18 protein-coding genes are annotated in these 16,092 nt (G+C 30.5%); 1 reads left to right on the forward strand and 17 read right to left on the reverse strand.

Translation table 11 applies throughout. The features are described from left to right. Positions 1-47: 47 nt before the first annotated feature. The 15 genes from P8F83_RS09865 to P8F83_RS09935 form a co-directional block, all read right to left on the reverse strand. A complete protein-coding gene (locus P8F83_RS09865; RefSeq protein WP_286907809.1) occupies positions 48-566 on the reverse strand; it encodes an adenine phosphoribosyltransferase in 519 nt (172 codons plus the stop codon). A 13-nt stretch (positions 567-579) separates the two neighbouring features. Further along, positions 580-1,446 carry a DHH family phosphoesterase gene (locus P8F83_RS09870; RefSeq protein ID WP_286907811.1) on the reverse strand — a complete coding sequence of 289 codons (867 nt, stop codon included), beginning with the start codon at positions 1,444-1,446 and terminating at the stop codon, positions 580-582. A 287-nt stretch (positions 1,447-1,733) separates the two neighbouring features. Continuing rightward, positions 1,734-2,582 (reverse strand): protein translocase subunit SecF, encoded by an 849-nt coding sequence (secF, locus tag P8F83_RS09875; protein ID WP_326514468.1) that lies wholly within the window; start codon positions 2,580-2,582, stop codon positions 1,734-1,736. 4 nt (positions 2,583-2,586) lie between these two features. After that, positions 2,587-3,843 (reverse strand): protein translocase subunit SecD, encoded by a 1,257-nt coding sequence (secD, locus tag P8F83_RS09880; RefSeq protein WP_326514469.1) that lies wholly within the window; start codon positions 3,841-3,843, stop codon positions 2,587-2,589. Between the two features lie 46 nt (positions 3,844-3,889). Next, a complete protein-coding gene (gene scfB / locus P8F83_RS09885) occupies positions 3,890-5,254 on the reverse strand; it encodes a thioether cross-link-forming SCIFF peptide maturase (protein WP_326514470.1) in 1,365 nt (454 codons plus the stop codon). A gap of 69 nt (positions 5,255-5,323) precedes the next feature. Beyond that, positions 5,324-5,461, reverse strand: coding sequence for a six-cysteine ranthipeptide SCIFF (gene scfA, locus P8F83_RS09890; RefSeq protein ID WP_021801337.1), 138 nt, complete (start codon positions 5,459-5,461; stop codon positions 5,324-5,326). Positions 5,462-5,723: 262 nt separating this feature from the next. Further along, positions 5,724-6,089 (reverse strand): TIGR04086 family membrane protein, encoded by a 366-nt coding sequence (locus P8F83_RS09895; RefSeq protein ID WP_021801336.1) that lies wholly within the window; start codon positions 6,087-6,089, stop codon positions 5,724-5,726. 55 nt (positions 6,090-6,144) lie between these two features. Continuing rightward, entirely contained in the window at positions 6,145-6,423 is a 279-nt protein-coding gene (gene yajC, locus P8F83_RS09900; RefSeq protein ID WP_326514471.1) for a preprotein translocase subunit YajC, read from the reverse strand. A gap of 16 nt (positions 6,424-6,439) precedes the next feature. Continuing rightward, entirely contained in the window at positions 6,440-7,582 is a 1,143-nt protein-coding gene (tgt, locus tag P8F83_RS09905; RefSeq protein ID WP_326514835.1) for a tRNA guanosine(34) transglycosylase Tgt, read from the reverse strand. Between the two features lie 209 nt (positions 7,583-7,791). Then, the gene (gene queA, locus P8F83_RS09910) at positions 7,792-8,817 is read right to left on the reverse strand and encodes a tRNA preQ1(34) S-adenosylmethionine ribosyltransferase-isomerase QueA (protein ID WP_326514472.1); all 1,026 of its coding nucleotides are present in this window, start codon (positions 8,815-8,817) and stop codon (positions 7,792-7,794) included. A gap of 14 nt (positions 8,818-8,831) precedes the next feature. Next, on the reverse strand, positions 8,832-9,863 hold the full coding sequence (gene ruvB / locus P8F83_RS09915) for a Holliday junction branch migration DNA helicase RuvB (protein WP_238902333.1): 1,032 nt from the start codon (positions 9,861-9,863) through the stop codon (positions 8,832-8,834). A 10-nt stretch (positions 9,864-9,873) separates the two neighbouring features. Next, the gene (gene ruvA / locus P8F83_RS09920; RefSeq protein ID WP_326514473.1) at positions 9,874-10,476 is read right to left on the reverse strand and encodes a Holliday junction branch migration protein RuvA; all 603 of its coding nucleotides are present in this window, start codon (positions 10,474-10,476) and stop codon (positions 9,874-9,876) included. A 150-nt stretch (positions 10,477-10,626) separates the two neighbouring features. Next, positions 10,627-11,535, reverse strand: coding sequence for a PhzF family isomerase (locus P8F83_RS09925; protein WP_326514474.1), 909 nt, complete (start codon positions 11,533-11,535; stop codon positions 10,627-10,629). Next, on the reverse strand, positions 11,522-12,145 hold the full coding sequence (locus P8F83_RS09930; protein ID WP_326514475.1) for a GNAT family N-acetyltransferase: 624 nt from the start codon (positions 12,143-12,145) through the stop codon (positions 11,522-11,524). The genes P8F83_RS09925 and P8F83_RS09930 overlap by 14 nt, the downstream gene beginning before the upstream one ends. A gap of 220 nt (positions 12,146-12,365) precedes the next feature. Next, on the reverse strand, positions 12,366-13,382 hold the full coding sequence (locus tag P8F83_RS09935; RefSeq protein WP_326514476.1) for a PDDEXK nuclease domain-containing protein: 1,017 nt from the start codon (positions 13,380-13,382) through the stop codon (positions 12,366-12,368). A gap of 261 nt (positions 13,383-13,643) precedes the next feature. On the opposite strand from P8F83_RS09935, the gene P8F83_RS09940 reads away from it, so the two are divergent. Continuing rightward, positions 13,644-14,300 carry an FBP domain-containing protein gene (locus P8F83_RS09940; RefSeq protein WP_326514477.1) on the forward strand — a complete coding sequence of 219 codons (657 nt, stop codon included), beginning with the start codon at positions 13,644-13,646 and terminating at the stop codon, positions 14,298-14,300. A gap of 53 nt (positions 14,301-14,353) precedes the next feature. On the opposite strand, the gene P8F83_RS09945 is transcribed toward P8F83_RS09940, so the two are convergent. Together P8F83_RS09945 and P8F83_RS09950 are read right to left on the reverse strand one after the other, a co-directional pair. After that, positions 14,354-15,022 carry a DUF3990 domain-containing protein gene (locus P8F83_RS09945; protein ID WP_326514478.1) on the reverse strand — a complete coding sequence of 223 codons (669 nt, stop codon included), beginning with the start codon at positions 15,020-15,022 and terminating at the stop codon, positions 14,354-14,356. A 117-nt stretch (positions 15,023-15,139) separates the two neighbouring features. After that, the gene (locus P8F83_RS09950; protein ID WP_326514479.1) at positions 15,140-16,033 is read right to left on the reverse strand and encodes an MBL fold metallo-hydrolase; all 894 of its coding nucleotides are present in this window, start codon (positions 16,031-16,033) and stop codon (positions 15,140-15,142) included. Positions 16,034-16,092: the final 59 nt, after the last annotated feature.

Raw genomic sequence — 16,092 nt, forward strand, 5'->3', positions numbered from 1 at the left:
ATATTTACCTTATATTATATATCAACAGATATTGTTTTTCAAGAAATTTAAATATCATACTTAAGCAAAGTCATTATATCATGACCTACTAATTTATCTCTGCCTTTTAACTCTTCTAATTCAATAACAAAGTTTAGAGAAACAACTTCTCCACCAACTTTTTCAACGAGTTTAGTAACCGCTTCTATAGTTCCACCTGTAGCTAAAAGATCATCAACTATAGCTACTCTTTGTCCAGGTTTAATAGCATCTTCGTGAATCTCTAATGCATCAGTACCATACTCTAAAGCATATTCTATTCTTGTTGTTTTATAAGGAAGTTTACCAGGTTTTCTAACTGGTACAAAACCTATTCCTAAAGCATAAGCTACAGGAACTCCAAATATAAAGCCTCTTGCTTCTGGTCCAACTATTAAATCTACATTTTTATCTTTTAAATAACTTACCATTTGGTCGATAGAATATCTAAACGCTTCCCCATCTCCAATTAAAGTACTTATATCTTTAAAGCTTATACCAGCTTTAGGAAAGTCCTCTATTATTCTTACTTTTTCTTTCAAATCCATTTTATGAATCCCCCTAATTAATTGTAGATAATTTTTTTTTCTCAAAATTAAGATATTTAACAATCTGCTCAGCTCTATCTTTATCAGAAGTTGTTAAAAGCTCAACTACTATTTTTGCAGTATCCATTTTGCTAACTGAGCTGCTTTTAGGCTTAAGTAATTCTAAAATACTAACTATGTTATGTTTTTCTATGGCTTCTATATTTAAATACTCAAGAATTGAGCTTAATCCATAGTTATCTGTTTGCTTTAAATATGTAAGTCCTTCCTTTAAAAAAACCTTATTCTCACCAGTTTCTTCACTTGCGTTATAAACGCTGCCTAAGAAAATCAGATCTAAGTACCTGTTTATACTTTTCATATTATAGTATATTGCTATAGCCTGCATAAGTTTAAAGGTTAAAGCAGAAATTGATAAATTTTTATATCTGTATGAACATCCTATTTGATTTGGATTTATGTAAATTGTGTTATATACTTTCTTAGGTTTTATGTTTTCTAGTACAATTGTTTCTATATTCAAAGATTCGCAGAGTTCTAACTCCTTTGTACTCTTAAAGGTACATCCAACAGTAATCAGTAAATCTGCTCCTAGAAAGTGTATTCTATTTTTTATATCCTCTTCTTTTATAATATGCTCAGAATTTGAGGTTTCCTCGATACAATATTCTACATCACCATTTAAATATTTAAGTATGAGAATTAGAGAAGATAAAGCGCAAATACCATCTACATCACATCGTCCGTAAACCACAATCTTTTTTCTAGAGTTTATAGCGTCTACTAGTTTCTCTATGGCTTTATTCATATTTTTTATTATAAAGGGATTATATCCTGATATATAATTCGGGCGATAAATCTGCTCCCATTGTTTGCTCATCTCTAAACTCCTCCATATTTATCTAAGGCTAGATGCTATTAATATAACATTTTATCTAATATTTGAATTATTTTCATTTGATTAGTTTGTCTATTATAGCACTAAGCTTATGGTTAAGTTTAACCATAATTCCATGGATTATAATCCACTAAAATTAAGCTTCACCTGATAGAAAACATCTATATTATAAATGAATTTAACCTATTTTACAAATACTTTTCATAGAAATAGTTAACCTCCAGTAAAAAATACTGGAGGTTTTTGTAAAATAAGTATTTTTAATCTTATTATTTTCTATTTTTTAGCAATACCCATACTGGACTCGCTATAAATATAGATGAATATGCTCCACATGCAATTCCTATTATTAATGGGAATGTGAATTCTCTAACAGATGGAACAAGTACATTAACTGCTGTTATAGTTATTAATGTAGTTAAAGATGTAATTATAGATCTAAAATAAGTTTGAGTTATACTTACATTAGATACTTCAGCATGAGAAACTCTACGCATCTTCTTCTGATTTTCTCTTATTCTATCAAATATAACTATAGTATCATTAATTGAATATCCTATTATAGTTAATATAGCAACTATAAATGGTGTGTTAAGCGGAATATTAAATATTGCATATACCGTAACAGTTATTACAATATCATGTAATAGTGCAACAATTGCTGCTACTCCAAAGTTAAATTCAAATCTTATAGCTATATATATAAGCATTGCAACTGCTGCAATTCCAAGTGAAATTAGAGCGTTTCTAGTTAAATCAGCACTAACAGAAGCTCCAATCTCTTGTTGGTTTAATAGAGCATCGTCTTTAAGTGAATACTTTTCTTTTAATTCTTTCATAAGTTCTGAAACCTTATTTGAATCAAATTCTTTAGCCTTAACTTCTAATTGAGTATCATTTAAAGTATTAGTTTCTGCATCATCTGCATATTTTTTTACTATTTCATCAACTTCTGTTTTATTAAATTCAGCTCCCATATCAATAGTTATTTTAGTTCCGCCTTGAAAATCAAGTCCAAGATTAAGGCCACCTCTATAAACCATAGCGCCTATGCCTATGGCTATAACTAAAATTGAAATACCAAACCACAATTTAGTTTTTTCTATTATCTTTAGCATGTCCTTACCCCCTTTTAACCCTGAAGCTCCAAAGTTTACTTAAAAGCCCCATCTTAGCAGCTAAATTCATAAGCGTTCTTGTTACAACTATTGCTGTAAACATTGATACTACAACCCCTATTAAAAGAGTAGTAGCAAATCCTTTAACTGCTCCGGTACCAACAAAGTACAATACTAAAGCTGCAATTATTGTAGTTAAGTTTGAATCAACTATTGATGACATAGCATTATCAAAACCTTCTTTAACGGAACTTAAAGGTGATTTACCTTTTTTAATTTCTTCTCTTATTCTTTCAAATATAAGTACATTTGCATCAACTGCCATTCCTATAGTTAATAAGAAACCTGCAATTCCTGATAAGGTTAATGCTGCTTTAATAGATGCAAAAATAGTAAGTACTAATGTAGTATAAAGAAGTAACGCAATCGATGCTAAAGCTCCTGGAACTCTATATAAAACTATCATAAGTAAAAATATTAATCCTATTCCTATAATTCCAGCTTTCACTGCATTAGGAAGAGCTGTTGCACCAAGTTGAGCCCCAACAGTTTCAACTGAAGCTACTTTAACTGGTACTGGAAGCGCACCTGCATTTATTACTCCAGCTAAGTTCTTAGTTTCTTGTAAACTACTATTCCCTGTAATTGTAGCAACTCCGTTGCTTATAACACTGTTAACTGTAGGAGATGTTAATAATTCATCATCCATATAGATAGAGATTTGTTGTCCTACATACTTTGCTGTTGCATCTGCAAACTTTTTAGTTCCTTCATCTGTTAATTCTAAACTAACAACTGGCTTACCTGTTTGCTGATCAACTTGAGAACTTGCTTTTTTAACATCTTGCCCTTTTAATATTACATCTTTTGCTTCATTTGGAGCCACAAATTTTAATTCCCCAGTTTTATTTAAACTATCAACTATTTCTTTAGAGTCAAATTTTCCTGGGATATCAATTCTGATTCTATTATCCCCTTCGGTAGTTACTACAGTTTCAGAAACTCCAACTTTATTTACTCTTAAAGAAAGTAATTCTTTAGTTTTGTCTAAATCATCCTTTGATACATTATCAGAGGTAATTTCCATTCGTACTGAAACTCCTCCTTGAAGATCAAGACCTTTAGTTATAGCTTTGTCGATATTTTTATATTCGTACCCAAATAGCTCAACTCCAAAAAAAGTTACATAGGTAAAAAGGAATATAAAACCACAGATTAATAAAAATAATATAGTGCTTTTGCCTTTTCCTTTTGTTCTCATTTTTATCCCCCTTGGTTATTTATTTTTTAATAGGAGAGTATCCTATTTAATCTACCATAGTTTGTGCTTTAAGTCCTATAGCGCATTCAATTCTCTTTTTCTGCATTTCACATCCAACTTCATAAGGAACATGGATATCATTATTAAAATTAAAGTTATTCGCTTGGCATCCTCCACTACAGTAGAATCTAGCCCAGCAGTCTTTACATTTAGGTTTATTGTATATATGAGCTTTTTTAAATGTTTTAGATAGGTCACTATCTATCTCCCCATCATTTATGTTTCCAAGTAAGAATTCCTTGTTACCAACAAATTGATGGCATGGATATATTTCACCATCTGGAGTTATAGCTACATATTCAAAACCAGCTCCGCAACCTGATATTCTCTTATAAACACATGGCCCACCATTTAAATCTATATTAAAGTGATAGAACTTGAAGGAATCACCTTCCTTGTGTCTTCTAAGCATTTCATTATATAAAGAATCATATTGTTCAAAAATCTTTGGAAGATCTTCTTTTCTAAGTGCTAGTTCGTTATCCTCTGGTAATACCACTGGTTCAACAGAGATTTCTCTAAAACCTTCATTAACTAAAGACATAACATCTTCATAAAAGTCTGTGTTGTTTCTAGTAAAGGTTCCTCTTACATAGTACTGTTTAGATTTATCTCTTTTATCAACCATTGATTTGATTTTAGGTAATATTCTGTCATAGCTTCCTGATCCATCTCTTCTGATTCTTACTGCATCATTAACAGACTTTCTACCATCTATGGATAATATTATGTTTCCCATATTTTTATCCATATATTCCATTATTTCATCATTTAAAAGAGTTGCATTAGTAGTCATGGTAAATCTTATGTTTTTCTTGTGTATCTTTTCTTGTTCTCTAGCATAATCTACTATCTCTTTTATTGTATCAAAAACCATTAAAGGTTCTCCACCAAAAAGGTCAACTTCTATATTTTTTCTTGGGCCAGACTTCTCTATAACAAAGTCTATAGATCTTTTACCAGTTTCTGCACTCATAGGTTTTCTACAACCTTTGTATTCACCTTCTTCTGCAAAACAGTATTTGCATTTAAGGTTACAGTCATGTACTACATTTAAGCAAAGCGCTTTTATATAGTCCCTATCTTCATCATTTTGGGCAATTTCTTCATAGTAATCTTTTGAATATAAAGCCTCTTCATTAACTAATTCAACTAAATCCTCATAGGCTTCATTAATTTCTTGTTCTGAATATACACCCTTATATCTTTCAACCACTTCATTAACTGGTGCTAATCTATCATTATCTATTAGTAAATCAAATATAAGCTTGTCAACTAAATGAATACTTCCTGAATTAACATCTATAACATAATAATTATCTTCAAGTTTAAACTTATGAATTAAACTCATTTTTTTCCTCCTAACTACAATTGTGGCAGTAACATAAGTTACTGCCACTTTCTCATACCTACACTTAAATTAGTTTTCACATGCTAAGTTAGCAACTGTACAAGATGTTTTACATGCTGATTGGCATGAGTTTGCACATTCCTTACAGCCTGGCTTACAAAGACTATTTTTTAGGCTTGACTTATTAATAGTTTTAATATGCTTCACGTCATACTCCTCCATTCTGATACAATTCCATTAAGATTATAGCATAGTTTTTTCTTAAGATAAAGTGAAACTTTTCATATGGAGTTTTAATCTTCCATATGAATTTAGTTGAACTAATCTAGAGTCGTGCCACTGTTATCTCCCATCTTAATTCGGTATGGGAGTGTTACAGTGGCTAGACATCAGATAAAGAAGTTTATTCTTCAATTGGGTTTTAGAACCATACTATATTGTTAATAGTTTTTAAACTCATTTAATTTTTCTATAGATTTATTCCAAGCATTCCAGAAAGCAGTCCTATAGCTACTGCAAATATGAATCTGTAAAAGTCAAATAATCCAAGTGCCATAGATCCAGTTGCTATTGAAGATATGATTCCGATAAGAATATAATATAGAATTCCTACTAATAATCCTACTAACCATCCTTTAGAACCATTTCTTTTTGCTGAATAAATGGAACCAAACACTATACTTATACAAGTTACAACAACATATCCTACATATAGTGCTTTGGTTGAAAGATCCATAAAGCTCATTATCATAGCTAATATCAACATCATAACTATGGTTGATATAAATGAGACAAATACCCCTTTCCCTGAATTTTTGATTAAATCAACTCCCAAAATTAAACACCCCCTTACATTCACTATAATTATATGAACATAAGGGGTGAAGTTATTACATATTACTCTCTTCTGTTAATAAAGATGATATTCCTTGTTTACTAAATGTAAGTCTGACATTGTCAGGCTCAACCTCTATTACTACATTATCCTTTTCTATAATCACTACTTTCCCTATTAACCCACTTCTAGTAATTATTCTGTCGTTAACTTTTAGTTCTGACAACATATTGTTGTAAGCTTTTTTTCTTTTCTTCTCAGGAATAATCAATACTCCATAAAATACTACAAGAATACCTACTAATATCAATATTTGTAATTGACCACCACTCATATTTCTTTACCCTTTCTTAAGCTCTTCCACCCCAAGCTTCAAGCTTTTCTCTCTTAAACTCATCAAAATAGTCTCCATCTATAGCTTTTCTTATATCTTCCATAAGTTTATTGTAGAAATACAGGTTATGTAATACACAAAGTCTCATAGCTAACATTTCTTTTGCCTTAAATAAATGTCTTATGTATGCTCTAGTGTAGTTCTTACAAGTTGGGCATTCACAGCCTTCATCTATAGGAGCTGAATCTAACTCAAACTTAGCATTCATTAAGTTTATCTTTCCACTCTTTGTAAATACATGACCATGTCTTCCGTTTCTAGCAGGAAGTACGCAGTCAAAGAAATCTACTCCTCTTTCAACTGCTTCTAATATATTACTTGGGAGACCTACTCCCATTAAATATATAGGTTTATCTTCTGGAAGATGAGGAACTACTGCATCTATTACTCTATACATCTCTTCATGAGTTTCTCCAACTGCTAAACCTCCTATAGCATATCCATCTAAGTCCATCTTTGCTATAGTTTTAGCATGTTCTTCTCTTATATCATCATAAACTCCACCTTGATTTATTCCAAAAAGCATCTGCTCTTTGTTTATAGTATCAGGTAGTGAGTTTAATCTATCCATTTCAACTTTACATCTTTCAAGCCATCTTGTAGTTCTAGCTACAGACTTTTCTACATACTCTCTAGTTGATGGATTAGATACACATTCATCAAAAGCCATAGCTATAGTTGAAGCTAAGTTACTTTGAATCTGCATACTTTCTTCTGGTCCCATGAAGATCTTCTTTCCATCTATATGTGAGTTAAAGTAAACTCCCTCTTCTTTTATCTTTCTCATAGCTGAAAGTGAAAACACTTGGAATCCACCTGAGTCTGTAAGTATAGGTCTATCCCAGTTCATAAACTTGTGAAGGCCACCTAAGTTACTAACAACTTTATCACTTGGTCTTAAGTGCAGATGATAAGTATTAGATAACTCAACTTGACAACCTATTTCCTTTAAATCCATAGATGAAACTCCGCCTTTTATAGCAGCTAAAGTTCCAACATTCATAAAAACTGGAGTTTCTATAGTTCCATGAGGAGTTTCAAATCTTCCTCTCCTTGCTTTTCCGCTTTTCTTTAAAAGTGTATATTTCTTTGACACGATATGCTCTCCTAACTATTAGTATTTAATTTATAAACTAGTTTCTTCAACTTTAACTAAGTTTAGCAATCTTTGATAGACTTTTGCAGACTTTAATAATCTTTAACAATCTTTGTCAAACTTTAATGATATTTTACTGACTTTGCAAAGTTAACTGAATAAGTTTAATGAAGTTCGTACCTCATTGTCAACTCTCAACCATCAACACTAAACTATTTAATAAACATAGCATCTCCAAAGGAGAAAAATCTATATTTCTCTTCTACTGCTGTTTTATAAGCTTTCATTACATTATCCTGACCAGCTAAAGTTGAAACTAACATGATCAAAGTTGATTCTGGTAAGTGGAAGTTAGTTATCAAGTTGTCAACTACTTTAAACTTATAACCTGGGTAGATGAATATGTTAGTCCAACCTGAAGCTTCTTTAACTTCTCCATTCTCATCTCCTACAGTTTCTAAAGTTCTTGTTGAAGTTGTTCCAACTGAAATAACTTTGTTTCCTCTCTTTTTAGTTTGGTTTATTATGTTGGCAGTTTCTTCTGATAATACATAAAACTCTGAATGCATATCATGTTCTTCTATGTTCTCAACTTTAACTGGTCTAAAAGTCCCAAGACCTACATGCAAAGTTAGATAAACTACATTTACACCCTTAGCTTTTATTTTCTCCAAAAGTTCTTCTGTAAAATGAAGTCCAGCAGTTGGAGCTGCTGCAGAACCTTTCTCTTTTGAATATACAGTTTGATATCTCTCTTTATCTTCTAAAGCCTCATGTATATATGGAGGAAGAGGCATCTCTCCTAAATCATCTAATACATTTTCAAAAAGTCCTTCATAATAAAACTTAACTATTCTATTACCATTATCTAAAACTTCCTGAACTTCTGCTGTAAGTTTACCATTTCCAAAAGTAAATCTAGCCTTAGGTTTAGCTTTTTTACCGGGTTTAGATAGACATTCCCACAAATCTTCTCCAACTTTCTTAAGAAGTAAAAACTCTATCCTTCCACCTGTACCTTCTTTTTCTCCAATAAGTCTTGCAGGTAATACTCTTGTGTTATTTAAAACCAAGGTATCTCCTTCATTAAAATACTCTATTACATCATAAAAATGTTTATGAGAAACTTCACCTGTTTCTCTATCTAACACCATAAGTCTTGAACTTGTTCTATCCTCTAAGGGATGTTGAGCTATAAGTTCCTCTGGCAAATCAAAGTAAAAATCTTCAACTTTCATATCTAGCACCTTCTCTAATCAAATAATGTAGTTTGACTTTCATCCTTATTTTCAATCTTAATTCTTCCCAAATGTGTATAAGCCTTCTTAGTTGCCATTCTTCCTCTAGGCGTTCTTATGATGAACCCTCTTTGAAGAAGATAAGGTTCATAAACATCCTCTATTGTACCAAGTTCTTCTCCAACAAAATATGAAAGAGTTTCTATACCAACTGGGCCTCCGTTAAAGTTATCTATAATAGCTTCTAATATCTTGTTGTCAACTCTATCGAAACCTTCTTCATCAACCTCTAAAAGTTCTAAAGACTCTTTTGCATCTTTAATGTCTATGAAATCATGTTCTTTAACTTCTGAGTAATCTCTAACTCTCTTTAGAAGTCTGTTAGCTATTCTTGGAGTTCCTCTTGATCTTCTTGCAACTTCATAAGCACCTTCAGGCGTAATACTGCAACCTAAGATATCTGCACTTCTCACTATGATTTCTCTAAGTTCTTCATTTGTGTAATACTCCATAGATGAAAGAATTCCAAACCTATCTCTTAAAGGAGCAGTAAGCATACCAACTCTAGTTGTTGCTCCTATTAAAGTAAACTTAGGTAACTCAAGTCTTATAGACTTTGCTGAGGCACCTTTTCCTATAATGATATCTAAGGCATAGTCTTCCATAGCAGGATAAAGTATTTCCTCAACACTTCTGTTCAGTCTATGTATTTCATCAATAAACAAAACATCAAACTCATTTAAAGAAGTCAAAATAGCAGCTAAATCTCCTGCTCTTTCTATTGCAGGTCCAGAAGTAACCTTTAAATCTCCACCCATCTCCTTAGCTATAATATTGGCCAAAGTTGTCTTTCCTAAACCTGGCGGCCCATATAAAAGTACATGGTCTAAAGCTTCTCTTCTTTTTTTAGTTGCTTTTATAAAAATATTAAGTTTTTCCTTTACCTTCTGTTGTCCTATATACTCGCTGATTTTCTGAGGTCTTAAACTTAATTCGCCTTGGGAATCTTCTAGAATTTCTTCTCCTGTAGTCATTCTATCATCCATTTCCCCACCCCTATCTCATAAGCATTTTTAAACACTCTTTTATTATATCTTCAACTGATTTATCAACATCAGCATTAGAAAGAGCCTTCTGAGCTTCTTTCTCAGTATATCCTAGTGCCATTAATGCACTTAAAGCTTCATTAATATTGTTAGCGTAAATATTATTCATATCAATATCAATTGAAGCATCTTTATTATCTAAAAGCTCATCTGCTTTAAACTTATCTTTAAGCTCTAATATAACTCTCTGAGCAGTCTTTTTACCTATTCCAGGTGCTCTTACTACATGTTTTTCGTCACCTATCATTATAGCATACTTAAGATTATCGACCGTGCTTATAGATAAAAGCGATAAAGCAGCCTTAGCTCCAACTCCATTAATAGTTAAAAGTATATTAAACATATCAAGTTCTTCTCTAGATAAAAATCCATATAAACCTATAAAGTCCTCCCTAACTATCTGTTGAATATAGATAGTTATTTCTTCATCAAGCTTTGGGAGTTTAGCTAAAGTAGAGCCAGACGTGAAAATTTTATATCCAATTCCATTATTCTCGACTACTATATAATCCTTATTTATCCCTTTATGTAAACCTCTAATATATTCGTACATTTTCTCACCTCAACCTTTAAAAACCTACATAATACTTTAGCATTTATGGAGTATTTTATCAATAAGAATGCGAAAATTTGTTTGGAGGGTAGAAATGAAAAAACACCTATGACTATTTTCACAAGTGCTTTCTCTAGATTAAATTAAACTTTAATCATTTAATATAAGTTCTGATTTAAATACTATTACAGCATTTCCAGATATTTTTACTTCTTTAGGTTCTTCATCTTTTATGCCAACCTCTACTTCTATAATACCTGGCCTTTTCATAGCTTCACCTTGCTTTGCTTTAAACTTAAAGGAAGAGTTATCGTGTTTAACAAGATTATGATGGACTAAATATGCCCCTAAAGGCCCATTTGCATTTCCTGTAACAGGATCTTCATTAATTCCTATACTAGGTGCAAACATTCTTCCATGAACTAAAATATCACTGTCCTCTGAATCAACCGTAAAAACATAATATCCATTGCAATTTATAATACTACTTAACCTAGATAGACCAAAATAGTCTGGATTTAAGTTATTTAAAACAACCTTATCTTTAATCCCGATCATGACTTTAGAGTGTCCCGTAGATACAATTTGAATTTTATATTCTTCAAGTAAATCATCCTCTTTTATATGTAAAGCTTCTAGAAGACTTTCTTTGTTTTTATCTTCAATAATATCACCAAATTCAATCTCTCCTTGAGTCATGACAATTCTATAATCTTCATCTTCCCTTATTATATCAACAGGTAAAATTCCAGCTCCAGTTTTGTGGTATATTCTCATGCTATCTAAATTATTTTCAATTCCTCTTACATAGTGAGCTGCAATAGTTGCATGTCCACAGATTGGAACTTCATTTTTAGGAGTAAAAAAACGTACATGTACATCATACTCATTGTTATCTTTTGAAAATATAAACGCAGTTTCTGAATTATTTAGTTCTCTAGCAATTTTTTGCATCTCATCATCTTTTAATCCATCTGCATTAGTTATAACACCTGCTGGATTTCCAGAAAGCTTTTCTTTAGTAAATGAGTCAACTTGATATAAATTATATTTTCTCATCTTTTTCTCCTATAATATATTCACTTTTACTAAGTCTATAATAAAAATATTCTTTACCTTCAATTTCAATCTTATCTATTAATCTAAATCCACATTTTCTTATGACATTATTTGAAGCTAAATTATAGGTTAATACCGTTGCATTTAACATCTCTGTATTGGTATTCTCAAAAATATATTTTATTAAGCCTTGAGCAGCTTGAGTTCCATACCCCTTACCTGTATATTCATTAGAAATAGCATGCCCTATTTCCCTATTTGGTGGAGGTAATTCCTCTTTTAAACCTGAATTGATCCACCCTATAAGTTTATTACTCTTTTTCAATATAACCCCTAATCGAAAAGCACGTCCTTTAACCTTAGAGATATCAGGAACAGAATCTAAAAACTCTCTATTCTCTTTAATTTCATATTTAATTAACCATTCTCTACGTGTCTCCTTAGTTGCTATCCAATCAGGTAAAAACTCTGCTATTTCTGGTTGTAAGGTAATATTATATATATCCTCCAGATCCTCCATTTGGAATTCTCTTAGTATAATATCCTTACAGTTTATAGTAAAAATATTTGCTGAATTTTCATTATCAAAGTTTGTACAATTAGTGACCATTATAATCTTCCTCTCTTTCAGTTTCTAAACAAACCCTCTCATTTAACCCATATTTGTTTAAAATATCTTTTATCTCATGCATATGTTTTTAACATACCCTTTCATGATAACATCAAAATTTTTATTGAAACAACCTAATGATTAACTCCTAAATAAACCTGCACTTGTAAAATAATGTTTTTGTAGATTAATTTAGAATAGATAAGTACTAAACTTATGATTATTCTAAAGTATCCTCTATTTCTTCTATTGTTGGTAATGTTCCCTTTAATTCCTCTGGTATTTTTTCTAACAGCTTATATTCACTAACACCTATTGGTTTTGTCATGTCTTTAAGGGAGTATTCTGCTACAAGTCTATTCTTCTCTTTACAAAGTATTATACCTATTGACGGATTATCTATTTCAGTTTTTAATATATCATCTACAGCCGAGAGATAAAAATTCAACTTACCTGCATATTCGGGTTTAAACTTGCCAGTTTTTAATTCTATTACCACATAACATCTTAATTTCAAATTATAAAACAGAAGATCTAAGTAGTAATCATCTCCACCAACTTGCAGCTTATATTGATTGCCAATAAAAGCAAATCCTGATCCTAACTCTAATAAAAATTTAGTAACTTTCTTTACTAATTGATTTTCTATGTCTCTTTCGTTCATTTCTTCTGTCATTGTAATAAAGTCAAATATATATGGATCTTTTAAAGTTTCTATAGCCAACTTATTATTAGGAGCTTTTAGTTTTTCCATAAAATTTATTGTTTTTAAATCATTGTTTTGTCTCTCAAATAGCTTGCTTTCAATTTGGTGAACTAAAGTATTCCTGCTCCATCCGTTTTCTATGGTTTTATAGACATACCAATCTCGCTTTTCTTTCTCTTTAACTTTTTCCAATAACGTAATATTATGATACCAAGGAATTTGTGCAAGTACCTCTTGCACAAATTTAATATCAATATATCCCTCTGCAAACTTCCTCATATACTTTAGATTTCTTGGAGAAAATCCCTTTAATTCTGGAAATTCCAACTTAATTTCCTTTGCTATATTATCAATAACCTTAGCTCCCCAACCCTCTTTTTCTTGATATTCTAAAATAGTTCTTCCTATCTTCCAATATAAAATTAATAACTCCTTATTTACAGCCAATAAAGCCTTTTGTCTTGAGGTTTTTATTTGATTTTTTATGCCACTTATCAAATTTTTATATTCACTAGATTTTTCTATGCTCATATTAAAAGTTACCCTACTTTCTTTAATCTTTTTTATTAAATATTTCGCTCTCATTTTCTCAGTTCATCATTCTAATATTATATCACATTACATATTTGTATTAATATACACACTACTCATTCATCATCAACTTCTCACTACATTCAATCATAATCTTTACAGAATTATTTATTGATTTGAATCCAACCTTGGTCCATGATAAACTTTCACTTGTAGAAATAATATTTTGCAGATTAATCGGAACAGAGAGGTAATAATTTTATGAATACTTTTATTAAAAAATATGAATATAACTACATAAAGAGATGTTTAAAAGATTTAAAGAATTCTTTTAAAGGTTGTGTGGATAATGATATAATTGCTGCTAGTAAAATTTATATACAAGATAAGATATTTAACGTATTTTCATCATTGTCCGAAGATGAGAGGGCTCTTTTAGATATTACAAACTTAACTAAGTCCACTGAAGTTGATGAATATCTAGTTAAATTAGAAGAGTATGTTTATGGAATGCAAAAAATTACAGTTGCTCAGTTAAAGAAACTCTTTAAGAAAGAAAAAAAACTTAAACTTCCAAACCAGGAGGATCAAGATTCAAAAAATGTGTATTTAGGTTGGGTTGATGAGTCAGTTAGAAAGCTATTTATAGCTTATAAGTTAAATGATAGTCTTGTTGGTATGTCTTGTAGAATATCAAATCCAGATCCAAATTCACATATATGTGTACTTTGTAATAGAATTGGTAAAGAAAGCGAAGTAGCTTTTGTATCCCCTATATGCAAAACCTCAAACTCTTTTGACGGAGCCTATAAATCTATAGGTTTTGATATTTGTTTGGATAGCAGTAAATGTAATGATAGAATAGAATCTATAGAAAAGCTTGAAAAAATATTAAAAGAAGTTAATGATATAAAATAATATTTTTACACTAAAGGACTTACCATTTAAGGGTAAGTCCTTTAAATTTAAAATCATTGAATTTTATTGTTAAGTATATCCTCTAGATTTAAAACAATACTTTTTAAACTTACACCATTATTTTCATCATAAATAAAAAACTTAAGTTCAATTATATTACCAGTATTTCGAGCTTTATTAAAGTCTTCCTGAGTTATATCAAAATATTCATGCATAGGGGATTTTAGATATTTTGTACTTCTTTTTGAATGAAAGGAAAATTGATTGTTTTTTAATGTAGATTTTAAATACATTCTAAAAGTTTCCTTATCAATTTCACCTTTATCGTAGTTATTAAGTATTGATATAAGCTCTGCTGTAGCCATATATCCACTGACTAAATCATATCTAAAGTCCTTATTATGATCTCCTTTAGTGTTTTTATCTCCCACTAAATTTTTTCTAGCAAATCTAAGCCAAGTCTCAGATGCTCCACGAAAACGCCTATACCTTATTTTTGTATCTTTAAATATTTTGTTATCTAGATTGAAAGTGGTCACAACTGCTTTAATCTCAGGATTATACTCCTTACCCATATGACTTATAGCTATCCTTTTAGCCCATATTATTGCCTGTTCTTTAATGTTTGTAGTATAAAATCCAGTACCAAAGTCAGCAGAAGTTCTACTTTTTTTGTAATCAACTGTAGTTACTGCTATATCAGAACCATGATACAAGTACATATAACTCCTCCATAATTTTTTCCATATTATATTTATCCATTAATTATAGTATTTTAGAAAATTGAAAATGTTAATGTACTTATTTATTTAAAGTTTAAAGCTTTCTTTAAGGTCTGCTTATAGCGGTGAATACTTTAAGAAGCCGTCTTCCATAATTAGTTTGATTTTTTCTATATCATTTAAGTACTCTATGTAAGATTTAAGCATTCTTTCAACGGTGTAATATTTATATGTACTTCCTACCTTGATGTTTAGATTTTCAAGTACAACTTTCATGATACATTCAAATGTCATGGGCCTATCTATAAGTTCATATATAGCCATGGCCCTACTCTCATAGAAATCAATATTATCATCTATTAGTTTTGTGATGTCATCATATATTCCTTTATGGGCTACAACATATTTACTGCATTTAATATCATAAAGTTTAGCTTTACTTTTCATATCTTCACTCAATATAAAGGCATAAGGAAGCTTTGATCCCTTCATAACCTCATAACTTATAAGTGCATCTCCTACATAGAAAACATCATCTGGGGTCATTATGCATATGTGTGATGGACTATGTCCAGGTGTATGAAGAATATTGAAATTAACACCACATACTGATATTTCTTTTTGATGTTTTTCTATTATGATATCTGTTTTAAATATCATATGTTCATGATGTTCTCTTACATCTCTTATAGTTTGTTCTCCATAATAAAGTTTAAGATTATCAAGTGAACTACTTATAACAGCTTCAAGTTCACTCATAGCAATTATAGAATTATGTTTTTCCTTGATGTAAAAATTATTACCAGCATGATCAATATGAAAGTGACTATTTATTATAGCTACTACCTTAAATTTGTTATTTTCTAAAACTTCCTCTATTCCTTTTCTTTCACCTTTTGCCCAGCCACTATCTAACATTATTATTTCATTCTCATTAATTTTATAAAATGGAATATAAGTCATTCCAGTATCTATACAATAGGTATTTCCTTTAACTTCTAGTATCTTCAATTTAACTTCTCCTTCTGTAAAAAAATAAGCAGAGTTAAAAGAACTCTGCTTAACTAACC

The sequence above is a fragment of the Clostridium intestinale genome (assembly GCF_035905475.1).
Taxonomy (GTDB): Bacteria; Bacillota; Clostridia; order Clostridiales; family Clostridiaceae; genus Clostridium_T; species Clostridium_T intestinale.

Bases quoted from the DNA above. Each gene is read 5' to 3' on its own strand.
- P8F83_RS09865 (WP_286907809.1), bottom strand. From the start codon at position 566: ATGGATTTGAAAGAAAAAGTAAGAATAATAGAGGACTTTCCTAAAGCT.
- P8F83_RS09870 (WP_286907811.1), bottom strand. From the start codon at position 1,446: ATGAGCAAACAATGGGAGCAGATTTATCGCCCGAATTATATATCAGGA.
- secF (WP_326514468.1), bottom strand. From the start codon at position 2,582: ATGCTAAAGATAATAGAAAAAACTAAATTGTGGTTTGGTATTTCAATT.
- secD (WP_326514469.1), bottom strand. From the start codon at position 3,843: ATGAGAACAAAAGGAAAAGGCAAAAGCACTATATTATTTTTATTAATC.
- scfB (WP_326514470.1), bottom strand. From the start codon at position 5,254: ATGAGTTTAATTCATAAGTTTAAACTTGAAGATAATTATTATGTTATA.
- yajC (WP_326514471.1), bottom strand. From the start codon at position 6,423: ATGAGTGGTGGTCAATTACAAATATTGATATTAGTAGGTATTCTTGTA.
- queA (WP_326514472.1), bottom strand. From the start codon at position 8,817: ATGAAAGTTGAAGATTTTTACTTTGATTTGCCAGAGGAACTTATAGCT.
- ruvB (WP_238902333.1), bottom strand. From the start codon at position 9,863: ATGGATGATAGAATGACTACAGGAGAAGAAATTCTAGAAGATTCCCAA.
- ruvA (WP_326514473.1), bottom strand. From the start codon at position 10,476: ATGTACGAATATATTAGAGGTTTACATAAAGGGATAAATAAGGATTAT.
- P8F83_RS09925 (WP_326514474.1), bottom strand. From the start codon at position 11,535: ATGAGAAAATATAATTTATATCAAGTTGACTCATTTACTAAAGAAAAG.
- P8F83_RS09930 (WP_326514475.1), bottom strand. From the start codon at position 12,145: ATGGTCACTAATTGTACAAACTTTGATAATGAAAATTCAGCAAATATT.
- P8F83_RS09935 (WP_326514476.1), bottom strand. From the start codon at position 13,382: ATGAGCATAGAAAAATCTAGTGAATATAAAAATTTGATAAGTGGCATA.
- P8F83_RS09940 (WP_326514477.1), top strand. From the start codon at position 13,644: ATGAATACTTTTATTAAAAAATATGAATATAACTACATAAAGAGATGT.
- P8F83_RS09945 (WP_326514478.1), bottom strand. From the start codon at position 15,022: ATGTACTTGTATCATGGTTCTGATATAGCAGTAACTACAGTTGATTAC.